General features: G+C 39.7%; 16 protein-coding genes and 1 pseudogene. 9 read left to right on the forward strand and 8 right to left on the reverse strand.

The genetic code is table 11. The features are described from left to right. Positions 1–188: 188 nt before the first annotated feature. Positions 189–1,040: a bifunctional DNA-formamidopyrimidine glycosylase/DNA-(apurinic or apyrimidinic site) lyase gene (gene mutM / locus IMO47_RS00300; RefSeq protein WP_196074979.1), complete on the forward strand. Its 852-nt coding sequence runs from the start codon at positions 189–191 to the stop codon at positions 1,038–1,040. Further along, a pseudogene (locus tag IMO47_RS00305) lies at positions 1,037–1,321 on the forward strand (peptidylprolyl isomerase). The gene mutM and the pseudogene IMO47_RS00305 overlap by 4 nt, the downstream one beginning before the upstream one ends. On the opposite strand, the gene IMO47_RS00310 reads toward IMO47_RS00305, so the two are convergent. From IMO47_RS00310 to typA, 4 genes are all read right to left on the reverse strand, one after another. Continuing rightward, positions 1,318–2,232 carry a hypothetical protein gene (locus tag IMO47_RS00310; protein ID WP_196074980.1) on the reverse strand — a complete coding sequence of 305 codons (915 nt, stop codon included), beginning with the start codon at positions 2,230–2,232 and terminating at the stop codon, positions 1,318–1,320. The pseudogene IMO47_RS00305 and the gene IMO47_RS00310 sit on opposite strands and share 4 nt — an antisense overlap. Positions 2,233–2,264: 32 nt before the next feature. Next, on the reverse strand, positions 2,265–2,888 hold the full coding sequence (locus IMO47_RS00315; RefSeq protein WP_196074981.1) for a hypothetical protein: 624 nt from the start codon (positions 2,886–2,888) through the stop codon (positions 2,265–2,267). 134 nt (positions 2,889–3,022) lie between these two features. Continuing rightward, on the reverse strand, positions 3,023–3,454 hold the full coding sequence (gene mscL, locus IMO47_RS00320; protein WP_196074982.1) for a large conductance mechanosensitive channel protein MscL: 432 nt from the start codon (positions 3,452–3,454) through the stop codon (positions 3,023–3,025). Between the two features lie 192 nt (positions 3,455–3,646). Next, a complete protein-coding gene (gene typA / locus IMO47_RS00325; RefSeq protein ID WP_004829923.1) occupies positions 3,647–5,482 on the reverse strand; it encodes a translational GTPase TypA in 1,836 nt (611 codons plus the stop codon). 175 nt (positions 5,483–5,657) lie between these two features. Between typA and IMO47_RS00330 the strand changes: the two genes are divergently transcribed. The 4 genes from IMO47_RS00330 (at position 5,658) to IMO47_RS00345 (ending at position 11,198) form a co-directional block, all read left to right on the forward strand. Next, positions 5,658–7,031 (forward strand): uracil-xanthine permease family protein, encoded by a 1,374-nt coding sequence (locus IMO47_RS00330; RefSeq protein ID WP_196074983.1) that lies wholly within the window; start codon positions 5,658–5,660, stop codon positions 7,029–7,031. A 70-nt stretch (positions 7,032–7,101) separates the two neighbouring features. After that, positions 7,102–8,133: a class I SAM-dependent methyltransferase gene (locus tag IMO47_RS00335; protein WP_196074984.1), complete on the forward strand. Its 1,032-nt coding sequence runs from the start codon at positions 7,102–7,104 to the stop codon at positions 8,131–8,133. A 2-nt stretch (positions 8,134–8,135) separates the two neighbouring features. Continuing rightward, complete coding sequence (locus IMO47_RS00340; RefSeq protein WP_196074985.1) at positions 8,136–9,599, forward strand: amino acid permease; 1,464 nt, start codon at positions 8,136–8,138, stop codon at positions 9,597–9,599. A gap of 393 nt (positions 9,600–9,992) precedes the next feature. Beyond that, positions 9,993–11,198, forward strand: a complete 1,206-nt coding sequence (locus IMO47_RS00345; RefSeq protein ID WP_196074986.1) for an RtcB family protein — start codon at positions 9,993–9,995, stop codon at positions 11,196–11,198. 462 nt (positions 11,199–11,660) lie between these two features. On the opposite strand, the gene IMO47_RS00350 is transcribed toward IMO47_RS00345, so the two are convergent. The 3 genes from IMO47_RS00350 to omp38 all read right to left on the reverse strand — a co-directional run bounded on the left by IMO47_RS00350 (position 11,661) and on the right by omp38 (position 13,871). Then, a complete protein-coding gene (locus IMO47_RS00350) occupies positions 11,661–12,191 on the reverse strand; it encodes a peptidase C39 (RefSeq protein ID WP_196074987.1) in 531 nt (176 codons plus the stop codon). A gap of 75 nt (positions 12,192–12,266) precedes the next feature. Then, the gene (locus IMO47_RS00355) at positions 12,267–12,722 is read right to left on the reverse strand and encodes an OmpA family protein (RefSeq protein ID WP_196074988.1); all 456 of its coding nucleotides are present in this window, start codon (positions 12,720–12,722) and stop codon (positions 12,267–12,269) included. Between the two features lie 117 nt (positions 12,723–12,839). Continuing rightward, on the reverse strand, positions 12,840–13,871 hold the full coding sequence (gene omp38 / locus IMO47_RS00360; RefSeq protein WP_196074989.1) for an outer membrane protein Omp38: 1,032 nt from the start codon (positions 13,869–13,871) through the stop codon (positions 12,840–12,842). 376 nt (positions 13,872–14,247) lie between these two features. Here omp38 and IMO47_RS00365 point away from each other — a divergent pair, with 376 nt between their 5' ends. Together IMO47_RS00365 and IMO47_RS00370 are read left to right on the forward strand one after the other, a co-directional pair. Beyond that, positions 14,248–14,778 (forward strand): GspH/FimT family pseudopilin, encoded by a 531-nt coding sequence (locus tag IMO47_RS00365; protein ID WP_196074990.1) that lies wholly within the window; start codon positions 14,248–14,250, stop codon positions 14,776–14,778. A 116-nt stretch (positions 14,779–14,894) separates the two neighbouring features. Continuing rightward, complete coding sequence (locus IMO47_RS00370) at positions 14,895–16,070, forward strand: thiolase family protein (RefSeq protein WP_196074991.1); 1,176 nt, start codon at positions 14,895–14,897, stop codon at positions 16,068–16,070. A 213-nt stretch (positions 16,071–16,283) separates the two neighbouring features. On the opposite strand, the gene IMO47_RS00375 is transcribed toward IMO47_RS00370, so the two are convergent. Next, complete coding sequence (locus tag IMO47_RS00375) at positions 16,284–18,989, reverse strand: DUF2339 domain-containing protein (RefSeq protein WP_196075004.1); 2,706 nt, start codon at positions 18,987–18,989, stop codon at positions 16,284–16,286. 162 nt (positions 18,990–19,151) lie between these two features. Between IMO47_RS00375 and polA the strand changes: the two genes are divergently transcribed. Next, positions 19,152–21,914 (forward strand): DNA polymerase I, encoded by a 2,763-nt coding sequence (polA, locus tag IMO47_RS00380; RefSeq protein ID WP_196074992.1) that lies wholly within the window; start codon positions 19,152–19,154, stop codon positions 21,912–21,914. Positions 21,915–21,943: the final 29 nt, after the last annotated feature.

Here is a 21,943-nt window from a genome sequence, read left to right on the forward strand (position 1 = left end):
AATTGGAAAACTTTATTTTATCAATAAACTTTATTATAAATAACAGATACTTATGAATAAAAATACAGTTTCAGCCAGCGATGCTAATGCTGATCTTAACCTAAAGTCGCAACCTCAACAGAACCACTCTTTAAAGCTGCCTCATTCTTGCATACAATAATGATCTTCTCCTGTGATACGACAAGTGCATGCCTGAATTACCCGAAGTTGAAACAACAAAAACCAGTTTAATTCCTTTGATCGGTCAAAAAGTTACTCATGTTCAAGTCCGTGAATCTCGCTTACGTTGGCCAATTCCTGAAGATATTCAGCAACTTCAAGGGCAAAAGCTCATTCACTTAACACGTCGTTCCAAATACATTTTGGCTGAGTTCGAACAGCATACGATGCTTTGGCATTTGGGTATGTCAGGTAGTTTTAGAATCTGTGATGAGAGTGAAGAACTGAGAAAGCATGATCACCTCATCATTCAATTTGAAGATATGCAATTGCGCTATCATGATCCACGCCGATTTGGTTGCATTATTTGGCTCAATGAGCAGAGCCAAAGTAAACTGATTGATACATTGGGTCCTGAGCCATTGAGTGATAAATTTAATGCTGAATATTTGTTTGAAAAATTGAAAAATAAAAATATCGGCACAAAAGTTGCAATCATGGATAACCACATTGTCGTTGGTGTTGGAAATATCTATGCAACTGAAAGTTTATTTAATTTGGGCATCCACCCTGCCCAGCCTGCTTCGAGTCTGTCAAAGCAACAAGTTCAAGACTTGGTGATTGAAATCAAAAGAATTTTAAAGCAGGCGATTGACTTGGGAGGTTCAACCTTACGGGACTATACCAATGCAATGGGTGAAAATGGCTATTTTCAACAAACCTTGTTGGCTTATGGTCGTGCAGGTGAAATGTGCATCAACTGTGAAACAACTTTAGAAAATCTAAAACTCGGACAAAGAGCCAGTGTTTTTTGCCCGCAATGCCAACCGCTTAAACCGGTTAAAGCCTCTCCTAGAAATACACGAGGAAAAATGAAATGAAAACTGCAATCGTTCGACATATTCTCGTCAAAGATAAAGATTTTGCGGAACAGCTCAAAAAGAAGATTCACGATGGTGCTGATTTTGCAAAAATTGCGAAACAGCACTCAACTTGCAACTCGGCTAAACGCGGGGGAGAGCTTGGAGAAGTTTAAAAAGGACAACTCGTTCCTGTGATTGATAAATTGGTATTTACTGCGGCTGAACATGTTCTGCACGGACCTGTAAAAAGCCAATTTGGTTTTCATTTGCTTGAAATTAAATTCCGTATGGATTTTTAATTTAAAGATTTACATTCTTGGTATGAAGTCGAAATGATATCGCCTTGCTTGGCAATTCCCGTACTCGCACCTTGCTCAAAACTCATCCATGCTGTCGTTAGGGGCTGATTCGGCTGATTGATATATCCATACAATCCTTTACCTTGCCCCTGAATAATACAGATTGGCTGGTTTATAAATAACTTCCGGGTATTGCCACTTATCAGTTGAACTTTTTGCTCTATAACTGTTTCCGAATCGTCATTTCGCTCTAATGACTTTAAAATGTCTTCCGCCGACTTTATTGTCAAATGCATAGGTTGATCAATCACAAGCGGTTTAAAGCGTTCCGGTAATGCTTGATAAGATGGTGATGGTTCTTCATCACCTTTATAGTGATGATAATCCTGAATATGACAGTGAATCTTCTTCAATTGCGAACGCGTACTTCCCATCGTTTGTGACCAAGACATTGAACTGGCTACATTCTCAATATCTTTAATTAGAAATGCACTTTGAGAGTTTTGCAAATAAATCAAGTTTTCAAAATCTGCACTTTGGTTTACCAAGGGATCTGTCTGAGTCATTTTTTCCGTTTTTAAAATGATTTGGTCATTTCGTTTTATATATTGACCCGTTTGCAATTCAATATCTGAAACTTTATCCATAGAAGAATACTTGGCATCGTCAAAGCTCAGTATTTCAAATCTGTTGTTTTTTATTCCAATAAAGGTATATAAACCAAATGCATAGCGACTAAAATAAATCCCCTGAACCTGATCATTGGAATCATATTGTTCACACATCGAGATCACTTGAGGGCGTATTTCTGGGCTGAACAACTGAATAAAATTTTCATCAACTTTAACTTGAGCTTGGCATCCATGGATGAGAAAACTCACCAAAAAAATAAAAATCTGAGCTGTTCTCATGAATTTAAACTCTTTTATATATTTGAATCACTTTATTCAGGTTTAAATTCATGGATAAATTTTGCATAATCATCAATATAAGTTCTAAACATCTCTGCCCTGGTGGTAAAGTAAAAAATTTCATTGCCATTTCTGACAATATTTTCAGGTGATTTACCATTGCAATAACCACCTGCCGAATTGACTGCTGATTCAAGCATTTTAAAGCTTTGCGCTGCGGTGGGTTCATCCTTGAAACTAAATACCAATAAAATGAAATCCGGGCGATATTGCTGCTCATCCCCTAATTTTTCTTTGCTGATCGCTTTATATGAGCGAATTCCTTCGCCTTTAACTTGAATGATTTTATTTAATGTACAGTCATTTTCAGACCATGATGATCCACTGTCTTTTTCGATAAACTCAAAGTTTTCTTTTAATAAACGTGTTTCCAAAGCAACTAAGAGTGCTTCATTTTCATCTGTTGAATCTGTTTCAATGGTCGCGTAAGTGGTCTGTTCATTTGGCATGTCACTGAATGTCAAACCACTTGCAGCCTGCGCTTGATCTGCACGTTCAGCCTGAGCATTTGCTACTGCATGCTGCTCTTTCGGATGTTCAGAACACGCGGATAAAGCCATGAATATGATCACTATCCCTATGCTTTTTTTAACCATGGCAGTCATCCTTTTTATGTTCTTGCATAAAAAACGGTACTTAATCGTACCGTTTCAATTCGCATTTTTACAACTATTTTATATTTCTAAAAATAATTTAAAAATATCTAATTCTGCATATTCAATCAGATTTATTAGGCTTGTGGGCGCTTCTTCAACTCATCACGAATTTCACGAAGTAATTCAACATCTTCAGGTGTTGCAGCCGGTGCAGCTTCAGCAGGTTTACGGATTTTATTAAGGAATTTAACCAATAAAAATACAACCCAAGCCAAAATCAGGAAGTTTAAGAAGATCGTGATGAAGTTACCATAAGTTAAAACATTCACACCTGCTTTTTGTAAAGCATCCAATGAAGTTAAATTATTCGGGTTATCCCCCAATACAATAAATTTTTGTGTGAAATCTACACCACCACCTGTGATCACAGAGATCAATGGCATGATCACATCTTTGACCAATGAGTCAATGATTTTGCCAAATGCCCCACCGATGATGACACCGATCGCCATATCCATCATGTTGCCTTTAATGGCGAACTCTCTGAATTCTGAAAGAATACTCATATTTTAACTCCAAGCCAATTTTAGGTATTTTTTATGTGACGAAGTATACATTATGTTTCCATGTACATTTCCGCTTAATTTACTCGTTTTTTGTTAAAAACCAAAAGCCTTTTACATTTATATAAAAAAACCGCAATTTATTAAAAAATTGCGGTTTTTTCCTAGAAATTAAATTATTCCTAGTTAAAACACTTAGCCACGAGAAGCACGTTTACGTTCATTTTCAGTTAAGAATTTTTTACGAATACGAACAGATTTAGGTGTAACTTCAACCAACTCATCATCCTCAATAAATTCTAAAGCTTGTTCAAGCGTGAATTTAATTGCAGGTGTTAACGTTAATGCTTCATCTGTACCAGATGCACGCATGTTAGTTAACTGTTTCGCTTTGGTTGGGTTCACAGTCATGTCGTCTGAACGAGAGTTCATACCCACGATCATACCTTCATATACTTCTAACTGTGGTTCAGCAAACAGACGACCACGGTCTTGTAAAGTGAACAATGCAAACGCTAAGCAAGTACCGTTAACCATAGAGATCAACACACCATTTTGACGTTTCGCAACTGCACCTTGTTTCGCAGGACCATAATGCGAGAAGCTTGAAGTCATGATACCAGTACCGGAAGTAATGGTTAAGAATTCAGAACGGAAACCAATCAAACCACGAGATGGAACTGTTGCTTCAATACGGATACGACCTTTGCCGTCAACTTCCATATTGGTCAACTCACCTTTACGGTTACCCATTTGCTCCATAACAGAACCTTGATGCTGTTCTTCAACATCAAATGTTACGTTCTCGTATGGCTCTTGCATTTCGCCATCAACTTCTTTCATGATCACTTGCGGACGAGAAACTCCCATCTCGAAGCCTTCACGACGCATTGTTTCAATCAATACTGAAAGATGAAGTTCACCACGACCAGATACTTTAAAGCGGTCTGGACTGTCAGTATCTTCAACACGTAATGCAACGTTATGAATCAACTCGCGATCTAAACGTTCACGGATATTACGTGAAGTTACGAATTTACCTTCTTTACCCGCAAACGGTGAGTTGTTTACTTGGAAAGTCATCGAAACTGTAGGTTCATCTACAGACAATGCAGGTAATGCTTCAACATTTTTAGGATCACAGATCGTGTCAGAAATGTTTAATGCATCCAAACCAGTGATACATACAATATCACCCGCTTGAGCTGAATCTACATCTACACGCTCAAGACCATGGTAACCCATAATCTTTAAGATACGACCATTACGTGTCTTACCATCTTTATCGATCACAGTCACAGGCGTATTGGTTTTTACTGAACCACGTTGAATACGACCTACACCGATTACACCCACGAAACTATTATAGTCAAGTGAAGAAATCTGCATTTGGAATGGACCATCAACATCCACTGAAGGTGGTTCAACAATATCTACGATTGTTTCGAACAACGGTGTCATATCTTCAGCAAGTTCTTCTGGAGATGGACCAGCAACACCACGAAGACCAGAAGCATAAACCACTGGGAAATCTAACTGTTCATCGCTACCGCCCAAGTTATCAAACAAATCGAATACTTGGTCAATCACCCAGTCTGGACGAGCGCTTGGCTTGTCTACTTTATTGATGATCACGATTGGCTTCAAACCACGCGCAAAGGCTTTTTGAGTTACAAAGCGAGTCTGTGGCATTGGACCTTCTTGTGAATCAACAAGAAGAAGTACACAGTCAACCATAGACATTACACGTTCAACTTCACCACCGAAGTCAGCATGTCCCGGGGTGTCGACGATGTTGATGCGGTATTCAGTGTTTGTACGTTTGTCTAACCATTTGATTGCAGTATTTTTTGCAAGAATGGTAATACCACGTTCAGACTCAAGCGCATTCGAATCCATAACACGCTCAATCTCACCCGCGCGGTCACCGAGTGCACCTGATTGTTGTAAAAGTTTATCTACTAGAGTCGTTTTACCATGGTCGACGTGCGCGATGATGGCAATATTACGGAGAGTTTTAATATCAGACATGTAAATTCGATACGCTTTAAATTTGAGGGCAAATTATACAGAAAAAAGATAACTTTTAGTAGTGACAGTTTATTGACAGTTACAAGTTTTTTTCACAACTGCGGGCTTTTTATTTTGTAATAGTGTGTAAAGCGATTAGAATAGCGCCATCTCGCAGCTTCCACATACTGTCACCATGTCTGATTCTCATACCTCTCCCGATCAAAAACAGGGTCAAATTGATCTGATTTATGGTTTAAACGATCGACCAAAACCACTGATCGCTTTTTTTGCGGCTTTACAACACCTATTGGCAATTATCGTTCCTATTGTGACACCGGGATTACTCATTTGTTTGGCCTTGGGGGTTTCACCACAAGATACCAATATGATTTTATCGATGTCTTTGGTGATTTCAGGGGTAGCCACCTTTTTGCAGTGTAAAAAAATTGGACCTTTTGGTGCCGGTTTATTGATCGTTCAGGGTACAAGTTTTAACTTTATTGGACCGATGATTGGGATTGGCTCAGCAATGGTCGCAGCGGGTACGCCTGTTGAAGCAGTCATGGCGTCTATTTTTGGTGTGGTGATTGCCGGTTCATTTATTGAAATGGGCGTATCACGTATTTTACCTTGGGTGAAGAAACTTATTACCCCATTGGTGACAGGAATCGTAGTATTGTTGATTGGACTGACCTTAATTAAAGAAGGTCTCATCAGCATGGGCGGTGGCTATCAAGCAATGGACAGCCACACTTTTGCAAGTAAAGACAATCTGATCATGTCATGTACAGTATTGGCGATTATTATTTTGCTCAACCGATTTAAAGTAGTTTGGGTCAAGAGTTCTGCCATCCTGATCGCCTTGGTGATTGGATATATTCTCGCAGGCTTTATGGGCCATTTAAACTTTTCAGGCTTGAAAGATGCCCCATTAATTCAAATCCCAACACCAATGCATTTTGGAATCAGTTTCTCTTGGAGCTTGTTTATTCCAATGGCATTCATCTACCTCGTGACCTCTTTAGAAGCGATTGGTGATGTCACTGCAACATCAAAAATCTCCAACCAACCTGTTGATGGTCCTGTTTGGATGGAACGTATCAAAGGTGGTGTATTGGTCAATGGTGCAAACTCATTTCTTGCAGGGCTGTTTAATACCTTTCCGAGTTCTGTTTTTGCCCAAAATAATGGTGTGATTCAGTTGACAGGTGTGGCGAGCCGTTTTGTCGGTATTTGGATTGCCATCATGCTCGTCATTCTCGGACTTTTTCCTGCAGTTGCCGGAATCATTCAAGCCGTCCCTCAAGCCGTTCTGGGTGGCGCTGTAATGGTCATGTTTGGCGCGGTAGCAGCATCGGGAATCAATATTTTATCGGGAATTCAACTTGATCGTCGTGCCCTGTTAATTATTGCAATTTCTTTAGCACTTGGTTTAGGTGTTGCCCAAGTTCCTCAAATTCTGGAACATTTACCAGAATTACCACGCAATATCTTTAGTTCTGGTGTAGCGACAGGCGGACTTGCTGCTTTAATTTTAAATTTAGTTTTGCCTGAAACTAAAAAATAATGGATCAATTCTTTATAATGCCCAGCCTAGACTGGGCATTATTGTTCAATTTTAATGATGGATGGTGAATATGGAGCCAAGAAGTGAAGTTGTCATTCGACAGCATGACTATCTCTCTGGACGTGTTTTATTGGTCAATGCACCAACGGATGATCTACTTTCAAATTTAGCTCATGACATCGAGGCAAGTGTTTGGACTTGGAATTATAATGAGTTCCAATACTTCCAAAACCAACAGGCCAATGTGCACTTTGGAACAGACTTGGCAGAGGCTGAATTTGATCAAGCCATCGTTTTTGTCCCAAAATCCAAAGAATTACTCAATTATGTGTTGCATCAGCTGGTTGCTCGTTTAGCAATTGGTGCTTCAATCTTTCTGGTTGGAGAAAAGAAAGGCGGTATTGAGCGTGCTGCAAAACAATTATTGCCTTATGGACAAGCCATTAAATTAGACAGTGCACGTCATTGCCAAATGTGGCAGTTAACTACCGATAAAACCGTGACCCCAAAACCGCTTGCACAATGGGCACAAGAATACAATGTCAGTACACCTTCGGGTGATCTCCGCATTTGTGCCTTACCGGGTGTATTCAGTCAAAATCGCTTAGATATCGGAACTGCTGTACTATTGCCTTATTTGAAACAGGTCACTTCAGGAAAAATTGCGGACTTTGGATGCGGTGCGGGTGTTATCAGCGCATTTCTGTCTAAGCTCAACCCTAAAAATCGTATTTTTGCTTTGGATGTTGATGCCTTTGCTTTGGCTTCCACACAAATGACGTTTGAAAAGAATGATTTACCTTTAGAGCAACTTGAAATAAAAGCAGTCACTGGAATTGAAGATGCGCCATTGTTTTTACATGCCATCGTCAGCAATCCACCGTTTCACCAAGGTATCCAAACCGACTACAATGCCAGTGAAACACTATGCAGAACTGCAAGACGACATTTAAAATCAGGCGGTGAATTATGGATTGTGGCGAACCGCTTCCTAAATTACCCATTACTCATTGAGCAGAGCTTTGGTCAATGCATCACGAAAGCCGATCAACAGGGCTTTAAAGTGCTGTTTGCCAATACTCAAAAAAGCAGTAAGGAATAACGATGAGCGAAACAGATCATCCTCAACTCCAGCGTAAGCTTGGAGCACGACATTTAAACATGATCGCGATTGGCGGTTCTATCGGTACAGGATTATTTCTTGCTTCTGGTCAAACCATTGCCACAGCGGGTCCAGGTGGTGCACTACTTGCCTATGTACTGATTGGTCTTATGATTTATTTCTTAATGACCAGTTTAGGTGAGCTGGCAACCCACAATCCAACTTCAGGTGCATTTTTTACTTATGGTAATAAATATGTAGAAGAAGGTTTTGGATTCGCCCTCGGTTGGAACTATTGGTATAACTGGGCAATTACTGTTGCTTTTGAATTGGTTGCCGTTCAGTTCATTATGAAGTTTTGGTTTCCAGATATCCCCGGTTTCTGGTGGAGTGCAATCTTTCTCGCCATTATTTTCTTTATCAATGCATTAACAGTCAAAGGCTTTGGTGAAAGTGAATTCTTATTCTCTTTAGTCAAAGTCATTGCCATCCTGTTTTTTATTGTGATTGGTTTATTCATGATTGGTAAAATCATGTTAGATCCAACAGATTCGATTACAAAAAACTGGACCATTGGTGATGCGCCTTTTGTGGGCGGATTCCAAGCCTTGGTGGGTGTTGCCATGATTGCAGGATTCTCATTTCAGGGCACTGAAATGGTAGGCGTTGCTGCGGGCGAATCAAAAGATCCAAAGAAAACCATTCCGATCGCAATCAAACAGATCTTTTGGCGTATTCTGTTATTCTATATCCTGTGTATTTTTATCATCGGTACCTTGGTGGCATATACAGATCCAAACCTTGCGCTTGCTGCTGAAGGTGATGGTAATATTACCCTTTCTCCCTTTACCTTACTGTATGAAAAAGCAGGTTTAGCTTTTGCAGCAGGTTTAATGAATGCGGTGATTTTGACTGCCATTATGTCAGCAGGTAATTCTGGCATGTATTCATCAACACGTATGCTATTTGACATGGCACGTGAAGGAAAAGCACCGCGGATTTTTGCTAAACTCGATCTCCGTGGCGTGCCAATGAATGCACTGTATGCCACCACAGCAATCGCCGCACTGTGTTTCTTGACCACATTTATTGGTGAAAGTGTGGTATTTACCTGGTTGTTAAATATGTCAGGGATGTGTGGTTTTATTGTATGGTTGGGTATTGCAGTTTCTCATTATCGCTTCCGTAAAGGCTATTTGGCACAAGGTCATAAACTGGAGGATTTAGCATATCGAGCAAAGTTCTTCCCATTTGGTCCTTGGTTTGCGTTTATTCTCTGTGCGATTATTATTCTTGGACAAAATTCTGAAGCTATTCTTGCAGGCAAATGGATGAGCGTGCTGTCTACTTATATCAGCATTCCCCTGTTTCTCGTGATTTGGCTAGGTTATAAGTGGAAACACAACACTAAATTTGTACCTTATGACAAAATGGATGTGAGCCCAATTTCAGTGGAAAAAGAATAAATTATGCTATCCAGATAAAGCAGCTTTCAAGCTGCTTTATTATTTTTTAACTTGAATAATCCTGTTTAATATAAAAAATTGGCGGGATGGATTGACAAAGTTTTTTTTATTTATAGAATAGCCCCCATTGGATGATATCCAAACAGAATTTTGGTCTTTGATTTGCGAATCAAAAATAAACAGGAGTATGACATGCAACAACTTGAGAAAACATTGAATTAAGATTAAGCAGTCGTCTACTCACGGACACTGATTTAATCGAAGTGTCCGAATGTCAGTTTCAAACCTAGCATTCGCTAGGTTTTTTATTGCCTATAGAATCCAAATCATGGATGGGTAATCTCAATTTAAAACTTTCGGACAATAAAAATAATTTGCTTAGAGAATGAAAAAATGGGCATACAAATGATTTTAAACGCCAAAGCTGAATATGGCGTTCCTGTAAAAATTTATACCACGGATGTGGATGAAGAAAGCTTGACACAACTGAGGAAAATGTCACAGCTGCAATTTATTCACTCACATATTGCCGTCATGCCGGATGTACATTTAGGTAAAGGCGCTACGGTAGGCAGTGTGATTCCGACCAAAAATGCCATCATCCCTGCGGCAGTAGGTGTGGATATTGGCTGTGGAATGAATGCTTTAAGATTAAGTCTAAAAGCCGCTCAACTTCCTGACAACTTGAGTAGTCTGCGTAATGCAATTGAAAGAAAAGTTCCAGTTGGCTTTGAAATACACAAGCAGATTAAAGCCAAAGCATCAACACTTTCTCCTTTAGACAAAAAACTTAAGTTAATTACTGACAAACATCCGGCATTGAAACGTATGTTGCGTAGTTTTGATGTCACATGGCAAAAACAACTGGGAACTTTAGGTGGTGGAAATCACTTTATTGAGCTCTGTCTTGACGAAAATGATGATGTTTGGGTCATGTTACATTCAGGCAGTCGTGGTTTGGGCAATGTAATTGGTACGTATTTTATTGAACGTGCTAAAAAAGAAGCGCAAAGCCGTTTTGGTCATGTGCCTGATAAAGACTTGAGCTACTTCGCAGAAGGTTCAAGTAACTTTGATGATTATGTTGAAGCCGTTGAATGGGCACAAGAATATGCTTTTGAAAATCGACGTGAAATGATGCGTTTAATTCTGGAAGCCATTCGCGCATTACTCCCCAGCTTTCAGATGACCAAAGAAGCGATTAATTGCCATCACAATTATGTGCAAAAAGAACTTCACTTTGGTGAAGAAGTCTTTGTTACCCGTAAAGGTGCAATCCGTGCAGGACTTGATGAATATGGGATTATCCCGGGTTCAATGGGTGCACAATCCTTTATTGTTAAAGGCAAAGGCAATCCCGATTCGTTCTGCTCATGTTCACACGGCGCAGGACGAAAAATGAGTCGAACCAGAGCCAAACACTTGTTTAGCCAACAAGATTTAATTGCACAAACCGCTGGTGTTGAGTGCCGTAAAGATAAAGGTGTAGTAGATGAAATCCCTGGTGCTTATAAGGATATTCATCAAGTTATGGCCAATCAAAGCGATTTGATTGAAGTCGTGCATACCCTCAAACAAGTATTGTGTATCAAAGGCTAGATATTAATTGTATTTTTATCGCTTCCTCTCTGTGAATCTCGATTTGCAGAGAGAATAGATCATCGATTTATAGCCAAACCACTTGAATACCGATACAGATGATTCATCCTTAATAGAATTTAAGCTTTTTGTTTGAACTTTTAAAACTCTGCAACATCAAGTTTTTGTGTATTTTTGATTCATCGATGTTTTTGCCAGCGTGAGGCAACATGGTTGTCACCATGTTGAATGGGGCTACAGGATCTATCCCTCTCTCAATAGATGCATTCTTTCATCTTTTCATCCCTGAAAAGTAAGACATCCCCCATACAAAGAAAGTTAAACTTTGACTCCAAGGGGTGGCAATACAAGCATTTTTATCACCAACCCCTTTATTTTTGCGTACCACGGATTTGATTAAAAATCTGGAGGCATGGAAATAATATTCTTATGTCTGTTTTTTCAAAGGATTGACTAGAGAAGTTAACTGTATCGAATCACAGGACAATATTTACGAATGACGATTGCCTGTTGGCAAATCCCTTCCGCCTGACATTGTTGCTCAAAAATATGTTTCTCCATCGGATCAAAGCTGTCATAAAAACATATTTCCCGATCATCGATTGAATAGACCAAGGAGTGATTGCCCACTCCCTCTAAGGTGTCATAGTAGACCAGTATGGAATAGCCACTTTCGAAGCTTGTCTGAATGTCTTGATACGTTAAGGGCGGCTCAATAGTCATCCCCAAACGACTTGCCGCTGTATAATGCTCAATTTCTTTTATATGAATATCGGGGTCTTCGGCTGTATGAAACACAACATCAAAACCTAATTTTTTGAGTCCAACAGCCAAACCGATGGTAAATGTTCCATCTTCAGGATCATATTTGCAGCACTGAACAAGTGTTTCAATATCAACATGAATAGAATAATTCTGCAACAGCATCCAAACCGCAAAAATACCGCCATTGGCCTCTAAATCCAGTAATTCATCAGGAAGTTGTACGCTCATCCATGATCCAAACAGTTAAAAATCTGAGTGAACCATTATAACCTGTATGGGAAAAATTTGAGCTCGATAGTCAATTTACTTAATTTTTAAAATAACAGTAACTCGTCTATTTTTTGCTTTACCTTCCGTAGTCTTATTATCTGCGATTGGTTTTGTTGGACCCAAACCCGCAGTAATCAATTGCTCTGGATTAACTTTATATTCATTCACCAAATAATCTTTGACGATATTTGCTCGTGTCAAAGAGACTTTATTATTTGCAGCCAATGATCCCGAGCTGTCTGTATGCCCTTCAATGTTGAGAACAAAATTTTTATTGGTCTGCAATAACTGCGCTGCAACAGATAAAGTCGAGCGATATTGTGGATCGACTTCAGTTGATTTCGGTTGAAAATATATCGAAAGTCCATGTTTCAAAGACTTCACTTCGTTTGGATATTGTTTTTGAATGGAGACACTATTGCTGTTTATGGGCGTAGATGTACAAGCAGTTAAACTCAGCAGCATCAATCCTAGAATCACGTATTTCATGATTATCCTATAATTATTAATTTTTGCTTCAGTTTTATTTAAATAATGACCAATTATATGTATTTCCAATAAAAAAAGCGACTCAATTGAGTCGCCTTTTTTTAACTAAATAATCAATTATTTAGTTACAGTACGGCTACCAGTGATTGTCGCGAATACACGACGGTTCATAGCACGACCTTCTTTAGTTTTGTTGTCAGCAATCGGTTGATCCCAAGCGAAACCTTGAGTAGACAAACGAGATGCATCGATGTTGTACTCGCTTACAAGCGCTGATTTAACAGAGTTAGCACGAGCTAAAGATAAACGTTCGTTTAACTTACGTGGACCAGTGTTATCTGTGTGACCTTCAATACGAGCAGTCGCATTCGGGAATGTATTCAACGCATCAGCTACTTTAGCAACTTCTGGTTTATACTGATCTTTGATGTTTGATTTGTTTGTATCAAAGAACACACGAAGTTCCATGTTCAAGTCTTCAGTAAGAACTTGTGGAGCTGGTTCTACTGGAGTTGGAGCAACTGGAACCACTGGAGCAACTTCTACTACAGGAGCAGCAGGTTTCAAGTGACCACCAAGAACTACGTTAAGACCTGCAAGAGCAGTATAGTTCCAGAATTTTTCGTCAAAGTTATAAGTACCACGAGCTTCAGTACGAAGAGATAAAGCATCGTTTAAGCGCCAGAAAGCACCAACACCAGCGTTACCTAAAGTACCTTCTTCGTTGTTGTGGTAAGACATGTCATCAAGTTTGTACTTGTAATGACCAGCACCTAACAATACGTATGGTTTGATTTTGCTGTCATAGTTTTTAGTGATCAAATCAGAAGTAGCATAGAAGTTACCGTTGATTTGAGTTTGCTTGTACTCAGAACCAGCAACGCCAGTACCGTCAAGATCACCTTTAACTTGGTTATATTCAGCTTCGAAACCTAACCATGGAGTAAGTTCAACACCAAGCGCAGCACCAACGAATAAATCGTCTTGTAACTCAGGACCAGCAGTTAGCTCACCTTTATCACCATTGTTGTTGTGTTGAGTGTCTTGGAAAGTGTAACCAAGCATTAATGGTGTAACAGTTACACCAGCATTAGCAGCAGCGAGTGGAGCAGCAACAAGCATAGCAAGTGCGATACGACTCAATTTCATGGATATCCTCCAGAGATAACAATTGTTGTTCAAGCCTAGCCTAAAATTTATTGGCTACCCTGAGATAAATTTTAATACCCCAGTATTATTTTTAAGCTACTCACGTTGAATCATACAAACACTTGAGGCTTTTTCCAAGTGCTTGATAACTTTAATCAAGTAAATTATTGACAAAATTACTTACAATTTCCGTTGTAATTCGGTAACTTTCTACTCAATTTTTTTTCGTGGATCGCTTATCTTTTTACTACCTGTATTTTAGCAGTAAAAGAAAGTGATAGTAATAAATATTTTACTACAAAAGCGTTTCAATAAAATTTAATAGAAAAGTCATTATTTTTCAAATAAAAAACAATACTTAACAGAAGATTAAAACATGTATTTTTATTGTAAAGCACAAGGTTTTTCTTTGTTTGAGCTTATTAGCATAATTGTTATTGTTGCAATAATTTGCTTAATCAGTCTGCCTTTCTATCATGATTGGATGCAAAAGCAAGAATTTCGATCGATTCATCCCATGATCCAACAGCATATTTCTTATGCAAGAAGTCAAGCATTGGCACACCGAACAACAGTTGTTATATGTTCGTCGGAAAGTTTTGTCCAATGTGAAAAAAACAAATGGCATAAAGGCATGATTATTTTTACAGACCGCAATAAAAATAAGCAGATTGATGACGGCGAGCTCATACTCCTTAAAACTGAAAAAAAAATTAACTATGGAAGTTTAACTTGGATTGGGAGCGCCAGCAGCCGCGATGTGATAACACTTCAAGGCGATACAGGGCTACCCCGTGGTTCACCGGGCAGTTTTTACTATTGCGGACACCATAATATTGACAATAATACCCGCTATAAAATCGGACGAATGGCGACCTTAAATAAGGAACCCACTGAAAAATGCTAAAAACTGTTCTCTAGCGTCTACATAAATTGCACATTCGACATTTATTCTTGTGCTGTTTTTTATATACTGCTTAAGTTTTGGATATATTAAACAAGAATCATGTGGAGATCAGAACAATGACTGACATCGTAATCGTCAATGGTGCACGTACTGCAATGGGTGGGTTTCAAGGTAGTCTGGCCAATGCCACTGCTCCTGAATTAGGTGCTGTAACCATTAAAGAAGCTATTGCGCGCGCTGGTTTACAACCCAATGATGTAGAAGAAGTCATTATGGGTTGTGTACTCCCTGCCGGTTTGAAACAAGGTCCTGCCCGTCAAGCGATGCGTCAAGCTGGCTTACCTGATTCAACAGCTGCCGTCACCATCAATAAACTTTGTGGTTCAGGCATGAAAGCTGTTATGCAAGCCGCTGATGCGATTAAGGCAGGTTCTGCCGAGATTATTGTTGCGGGTGGCATGGAGTCGATGACCAACGCACCCTATCTACTGCCGAAAGCCCGTGGTGGATATCGTATGGGACATGGTGAAGTCAAAGATCATATGTTCTTTGATGGACTTGAAGATGCTGAAACTGGTCGCTTAATGGGATCTTTTGCCCAAGATATGGCAAACAGCAAAGGGTATAGTCGTCAACAAATGGATGACTTCGCCATTCGTTCTTTACAACGTGCTCAAAAAGCCATAACTGAAGGCTGGTTTAAAGACGAAATTGTACCTGTGACTGTTTCAGGCCGTAAAGGTGATGTGGTCATTGATCAGGATGAACAACCCTTTAATGCCAATATTGAAAAAATTCCTACCTTACGTCCCGCATTTGCTAAAGATGGAACCATCACAGCAGCAAATGCCAGTTCCATTTCGGACGGTGCATCTGCTTTAGTGTTGACATCTACAGAGGTTGCAACAGCGAAAGGTCTGCAACCTTTAGCCAAAATTGTGGCTTATGCTTCAAACTCTCAGCATCCATCTGAATTTACCATTGCCCCTGTCGGTGCGATCCAAAAAGTTTTAAATAAGACAGGATGGGATGTTCAAAATGTCGATTTATGGGAAATCAATGAAGCTTTTGCAATGGTCACCATGTGCCCAATCGATGAGTTCAAATTAGATGCTGAAAAAGTCAACATCCATGGTGGTGCTTGTGCATTAGGGCATCCGGTAGGCTCTACAGGCTCACGTATTATCTTGACGCTGATCCATGCATTAAAACGTACAGGCGGCAAAAAAGGCATTGCAGCACTGTGTATTGGTGGTGGTGAGGCAACTGCGGTCGCGATTGAAATTCTTTAAGTTTTTCTAATCTAAATCAGAACTTATTGAAATAAAAAGGCATCACCATCATGGTCGATGCCTTTTTATTTCAACTGCAATCCGATAAGAGTTCCAAATCCGGTCTCTGTTGACTTAAGCCAGAATGATACCCATCTCTATGATTCCCTTCATACAAATAGAATGGTCTTTGCTTTTTTCCATCTCCCCACTGTTCAGACTTGATTAAGACACTCAACGTTTGGGTTCGGGAATCGGAGCAATATAGGCAATCAGCAACATCACGAAACCAGCTCCCAAGAACGATATGACACGGGTCAATGTCCCAATATGAGATAAATCTAGTAAAACCAGCTTCAAGGTCACAATGACCAGAATACTGCCACCTAAAATCCATAAAGGACGTAAATGTTTACGACTGGCAAAACTCATACTAATCAATGCTAGACTTACCCACAGTAAAGTTAGGCTTAACTGGGCTGTTGCATCCTGCCATAAATCCAAATGATTATAGGGTGTAGCAAAATACACATGTAAGGCACGCAGAACGATATAACTACTTAACCAAAGCAGGCTTAAAACCGACAATACCGCCAGAATGCCTTGGTCCGTACCCTGTAGTAGAGCTTGCTTTTGCTGTAAATTCAGCATCCACAAAAAGCCCATTAACATTGCAATACTGACCAGATCAAATGGATTCAAGATTGGCAATAAATAACCTTGGAAAGCTTGTTGAGACAACAATTGCGAACAGATAATCCAAATCAGCATCAGCGCCAAACTGGTTCTTGTTTGCCAAAAAATTTTCCAATGAGGACTTTTCTGAATAAAGCACCATCCACAAAACAATAAAGGAAATATTACGACACTGATATAAGGTGTATGCGGAATTAACGTTAAGCTAGCTAAACTTAAACTGATTAAAACGCCAAAACTTCCCCACGCTTTCATAAAGCCTAGACCATGAAAAGGTCTTAACCATAGGATGGTCAATATCAATCCTGCTACCGTCATTCCCCATCGATCCATATCACTTTGCCACACCAATACCCCCTTTTGACTAATATCCAATAAGAAAATCAGTGCAAAAACATAAATGGGAAAAGTACCAATCCACTTGGGAATCAACCATGTTGATCGTGCTTTGCACTTCAGCATCAACTCATTCATCAGTAGATAAGAAATACTGAGTACCAGCATCGTATAAATATAGCGGTAAGCACCATTAAAATAGTCAAGCAGTAGAATAAGCAACATTGCGGTTGCTGCAATCATCAATAAGCTCAAAAACAGTGTAGTCAGCGGATTCAGTTGCTGTCGGAACGTCTCACGACTATTTCCCAATAGCACTGCAAAAATATAACTGATACATAAACACCAATACATTTTGCTCGGGAAGTTTGGCAGTTCAAATAAATAATATAGGCTTGTTATTCCTGCAACGACCATCAGTCCCATTGCCAGATAACGACTAATTGCTGAGTCTCGATATAATGCATATCCCCATATACATAACCCTTCGAGCCCCCATCCCACGACACTCCACTGCCCATGCAAAAGAATAGGGGGAATCAAAGCCATGAAGATCAGGACAAGACTAAAATAACTCTGTGAAATCAAATAAATGGATTGATTACGTTTTGAGAATTGATACATTCCCGCAAAAAGCACTGCAAAACCTAAACTAAAACCAGCCAATACCATGCTTTGATGAAAATAGAGTAAATATAAAAAAAGATAACTGACAATCGGTGCACCAAAAATCAAGGCAAGGTCTAAACTCGGTTTAAGTTTAAATTGTTCCACATCTTGTTTGGCAATCAGTTGACTAAAGCGGAAACCCAACCAGATAAAAACAGCGGTATGAGCAAAGATTAGAATCACAAGTGACTGTTTGTCTTGTATCTCACCATGACCAACTGCATAGACACTTACAACGATAGCCGTGACTAAAAAACCAATTTGATTCAGATATTTCCAAGGTCTTAAAGTACTCATTACCGCAATTGCAATATTAATCAGCAAATAATAGCTGAGAAGCTCGACAACAGTTGCATCTCGTACAGGTAAGGTAAATGGTGCAATGTAGGCAATTGACATTGCCATAAGTGCCAATTCAACACTTTGCTGCTTTAAGCTTAGACTGAGGGTAGTCAGCATAATCACCACAAAGTAAAGACTTGCCATATAAATATCAGGAATTACATGGGTGTAATAGGCAAAGAATAAGGTGAGTGATAATCCAGCAAGCCCCAACCCCTCAAGCGCCAATGCAAAACTACGATTTTTACCTTGCAGCATCAGCCCCAATATAGTCATTGCGATACTCGATAAAGCAACCAATGCGAGTTTAAGCATCAGGCTTAATTGCCAATGCTCTGTTGCAAAACGTAGTAACAGGATTATGCCGATGACCAATACCAATATGGCAACTTTCAATACCGGATTGCCCTTAAAAATCCAATCTTGAATTTGAGCAATCAGACTCGTGGGTGAATCAGATGGAATCTCTATCTGCTGAACTGGAGATTTTACTAAAGGCAGCGTGAATGTCTCTTGAGAAAGTTTCAAAGTCTGTATCTGAGCTTGAACTTGAGTTAGATAACGCTCTAAGCGTCTTAACCATCTGAGAAAAAAGAAAATCCACGCAGTTAAACCAAGTCCCACCATCCAACCTAAATGCAGGGTCAGCCCAACCACAGAAACAACAGAAGAAATATACAGAGGGACTTTGGATGTATTTTGCAAAGGAAAAGACATCTGCCGTGCAATATCTTGCATCGGATTTTGAATAGCATCGACATAATGCATCACACTCATGACAAAGGCTAAACCACAGCTGTAGGTCAATATCCGTACATCCAAAAACCATGCACTTACTGCAACAATGATCAACATCATTAACCAGATAATGCGAATTTCACTCTGCCCTTTCAGCATATTTTTACTTTCTTTATCCTCAATATGCTGATCATACAACAGCATTCCAGCATGATTCTGTTAATTCATCAGATATTCAGTAACACAAGCACGATGGTTGCCACTACGCAACAGACAAAAATCACGTACAATAAAGCGGTAATTTGAATTAGGAAAATATCAATGCCACCATTTGTATTGGTCGATGGGTCATACTTTTTATTTCGTGCCTTTCATGCACTCCCACCTCTAACAACATCAACGGGATTACAGACCAATGCGATTCGTGGAGCAATCTCGGCAATCCAAAAGCTCATGCGTCGTGTGCAACCAACCCATATGGCTGTGATTTTCGACACACCTGAACCGACTTTTCGTCATCAGCTTTCACCGATTTATAAAGGTGATCGCCCAAGTATGCCAGAAGAATTGTCCCAACAAATTCCTTATCTGCATGCGTTGATTCGTGCCTTAGGGATTCCATTGCATACACTTCCAGGTGCTGAAGCTGATGACATTATCGGTACCTTAGCCAAACGCGCTGAAAAAGAAGGCTATCAGGTTTTGATTTCAACTGGCGATAAAGACATGGCGCAGTTGGTCACAGATAAAGTGACGTTGGAAGACAGTTTCAAAGACAAACCCATGGATGTTGAGGGTGTCATTGAAAAATTTGGGGTACGCCCTGACCAGATTATTGATTATTTAACCTTAATGGGAGACGCATCTGATGGTATTCGTGGGGTTCCTGGAGTGGGTGCGAAAACTGCCGCCAAGCTTTTAAATGAATATGGTTCAATTGATGGCATTTTAAAAAATGTGGATAACATTAAAGGAAAAGTTGGGCAAAGTCTAAAGGACAATGTTGATGGAATTACACTTGATCATCAACTTGCCAGCATCATCATTGACCTTGATTTAAACATCACCTATGACGACTTAAAACTCTGCGATCCGGATGTAGAAGCATTACGCAACTTATATACAGAGCTTGAGTTTCGTAACCAATTACAGTCTTTAGACCATCCCAACAATCCCAATAGTTCAACCTATAAACAAACTGCACAAAGTGCCATCAAAACAGAACAAGCTGTTGAAAGTGAAATCACCGATCAAGCCACAAGTTCAAGTGTCGATGACCGTTTAGGTGAAGCAACCTATCATACCGTATTGAGTCAAGATGTTTGGGACAAAGTTTTCCAACGTTTAAGTACGGCAAAACGCTTTGCGATTGATACGGAAACGACAAGCTTGGATTATCGTGTTGCTGAAATGGTCGGTTTCTCACTCGCATTTGATGCTGATGATGCCTATTACATTCCTTTAGCACATGACTATGAAGGTGCGCCAGAGCAACTCAATCGCGAAGCAATCATTCAACAAATTAAACCTATTTTAGAAGATCCAAATGTTGAAAAGATTGGACATCACTTAAAATATGATGCACATATTTTTGAAAACCATGGCATCCACCTACAAGGTTGGTTTTTTGACACCATGTTGGCATCTTACGTGTTGAACTCAGTGGCCACCCGTCATGGTATGGATGATGTTGCCCGTGTTTATCTGAGTCATTTAACCACCACCTTTGAACAGGTTGCGGGTAAAGGGGCGAAGCAAAAAACCTTCAATCAAATTGATATCGAAACTGCTGGACATTATGCAGCAGAAGATGCGCATGTTACTTATCGCCTTTATGAAGTGTTAGCGCGAAAACTCAAAGAAATCCCTGAACTCAGCGGAATTTTACACAATATTGAAATGCCTGTTGCTAGTGTTCTAACCCGTATGGAAGAGAATGGCATTGAGCTTGATTTAAAATTTTTGGATCAACTCAGTGTTGACTTCGCCGATACAATTCAAAATCTTGAGAATCAAATTATTGAGATCGCGGGTGAACCTTTTAATGTTGGTTCGCCAAAGCAAGTGGGTGAAGTCTTATTTGAAAAATTGGGTTTAAAAGGCGGCAAAAAAACAGCAACAGGACAATACAGTACTTCTGAAGCTGTCTTGGAAAAAATTGATCATCCAATTACACAGCTGATTATTGAATATCGTGGTTTAACCAAACTGCGTAGTACTTATACTGAAGCTTTAGTCAAACAAGCCAATAATGATACCCACCGAGTACATACCAGCTATCATCAAGCGCTAACTGCAACGGGCCGTTTATCCTCAACAGACCCGAACTTACAGAATATTCCAGTGCGTGAGGAAATTGGACGACAAATTCGTAAAGCCTTTATTGCGCCAAAAGGTCGCGTGCTATTGGCGGCTGACTATTCTCAAATCGAATTACGTTTAATGGCGCACTTCTCGCAAGACGAGGCTTTAGTCGATGCATTTAAAAATGGGCAGGATGTCCACCGACGTACGGCGTCAGAAGTTTTAGGTGTCGAACTAGAAGCAGTCACTTCAGATCAACGTCGTCAAGCCAAAGCTGTGAATTTCGGCTTATTGTATGGTATGTCTGAGTTTGGTCTGATTCGTCAACTGGGCTTTACCCGTGAAGAATCACAAAACTATATCAAACAATATTTCCACCGTTATCCAGGTATTTATGAGTATATGCAACGTACTCGCCAAGTCGCTTTAGAGCAAGGTTTTGTTGAGACCATTACAGGCCGTCGTTTATATACACCAGATATTGATGCACGGAATATGATGGTGCGCAAAGGCGCTGAACGTGCAGCAATTAATGCACCATTGCAAGGCTCTGCAGCAGAAATCATTAAAATGGCAATGATTGAAGTGGATAAAATCCTACCCAAAGATCAGGCAAAACTTCTTTTACAGGTTCACGATGAATTGGTATTTGAGGTCGATGAAGCTGTTGCTGATCAAATGGCTGAACAAATTAAAGATGTGATGCAAAAAGTTGTGACTTTATCTGTACCTTTAGTGGTTGAGGTGGGTCAAGGCAAGAATTGGGGTGAAGCACATTAAACCCAGTCTTTAATCTATTCTCTTTATAA

The sequence above is a fragment of the Acinetobacter sp. Res13-Abat-PEC15-P4-01 genome, from assembly GCF_015676285.1.
Taxonomy (GTDB): domain Bacteria; phylum Pseudomonadota; class Gammaproteobacteria; order Pseudomonadales; family Moraxellaceae; genus Acinetobacter; species Acinetobacter nematophilus.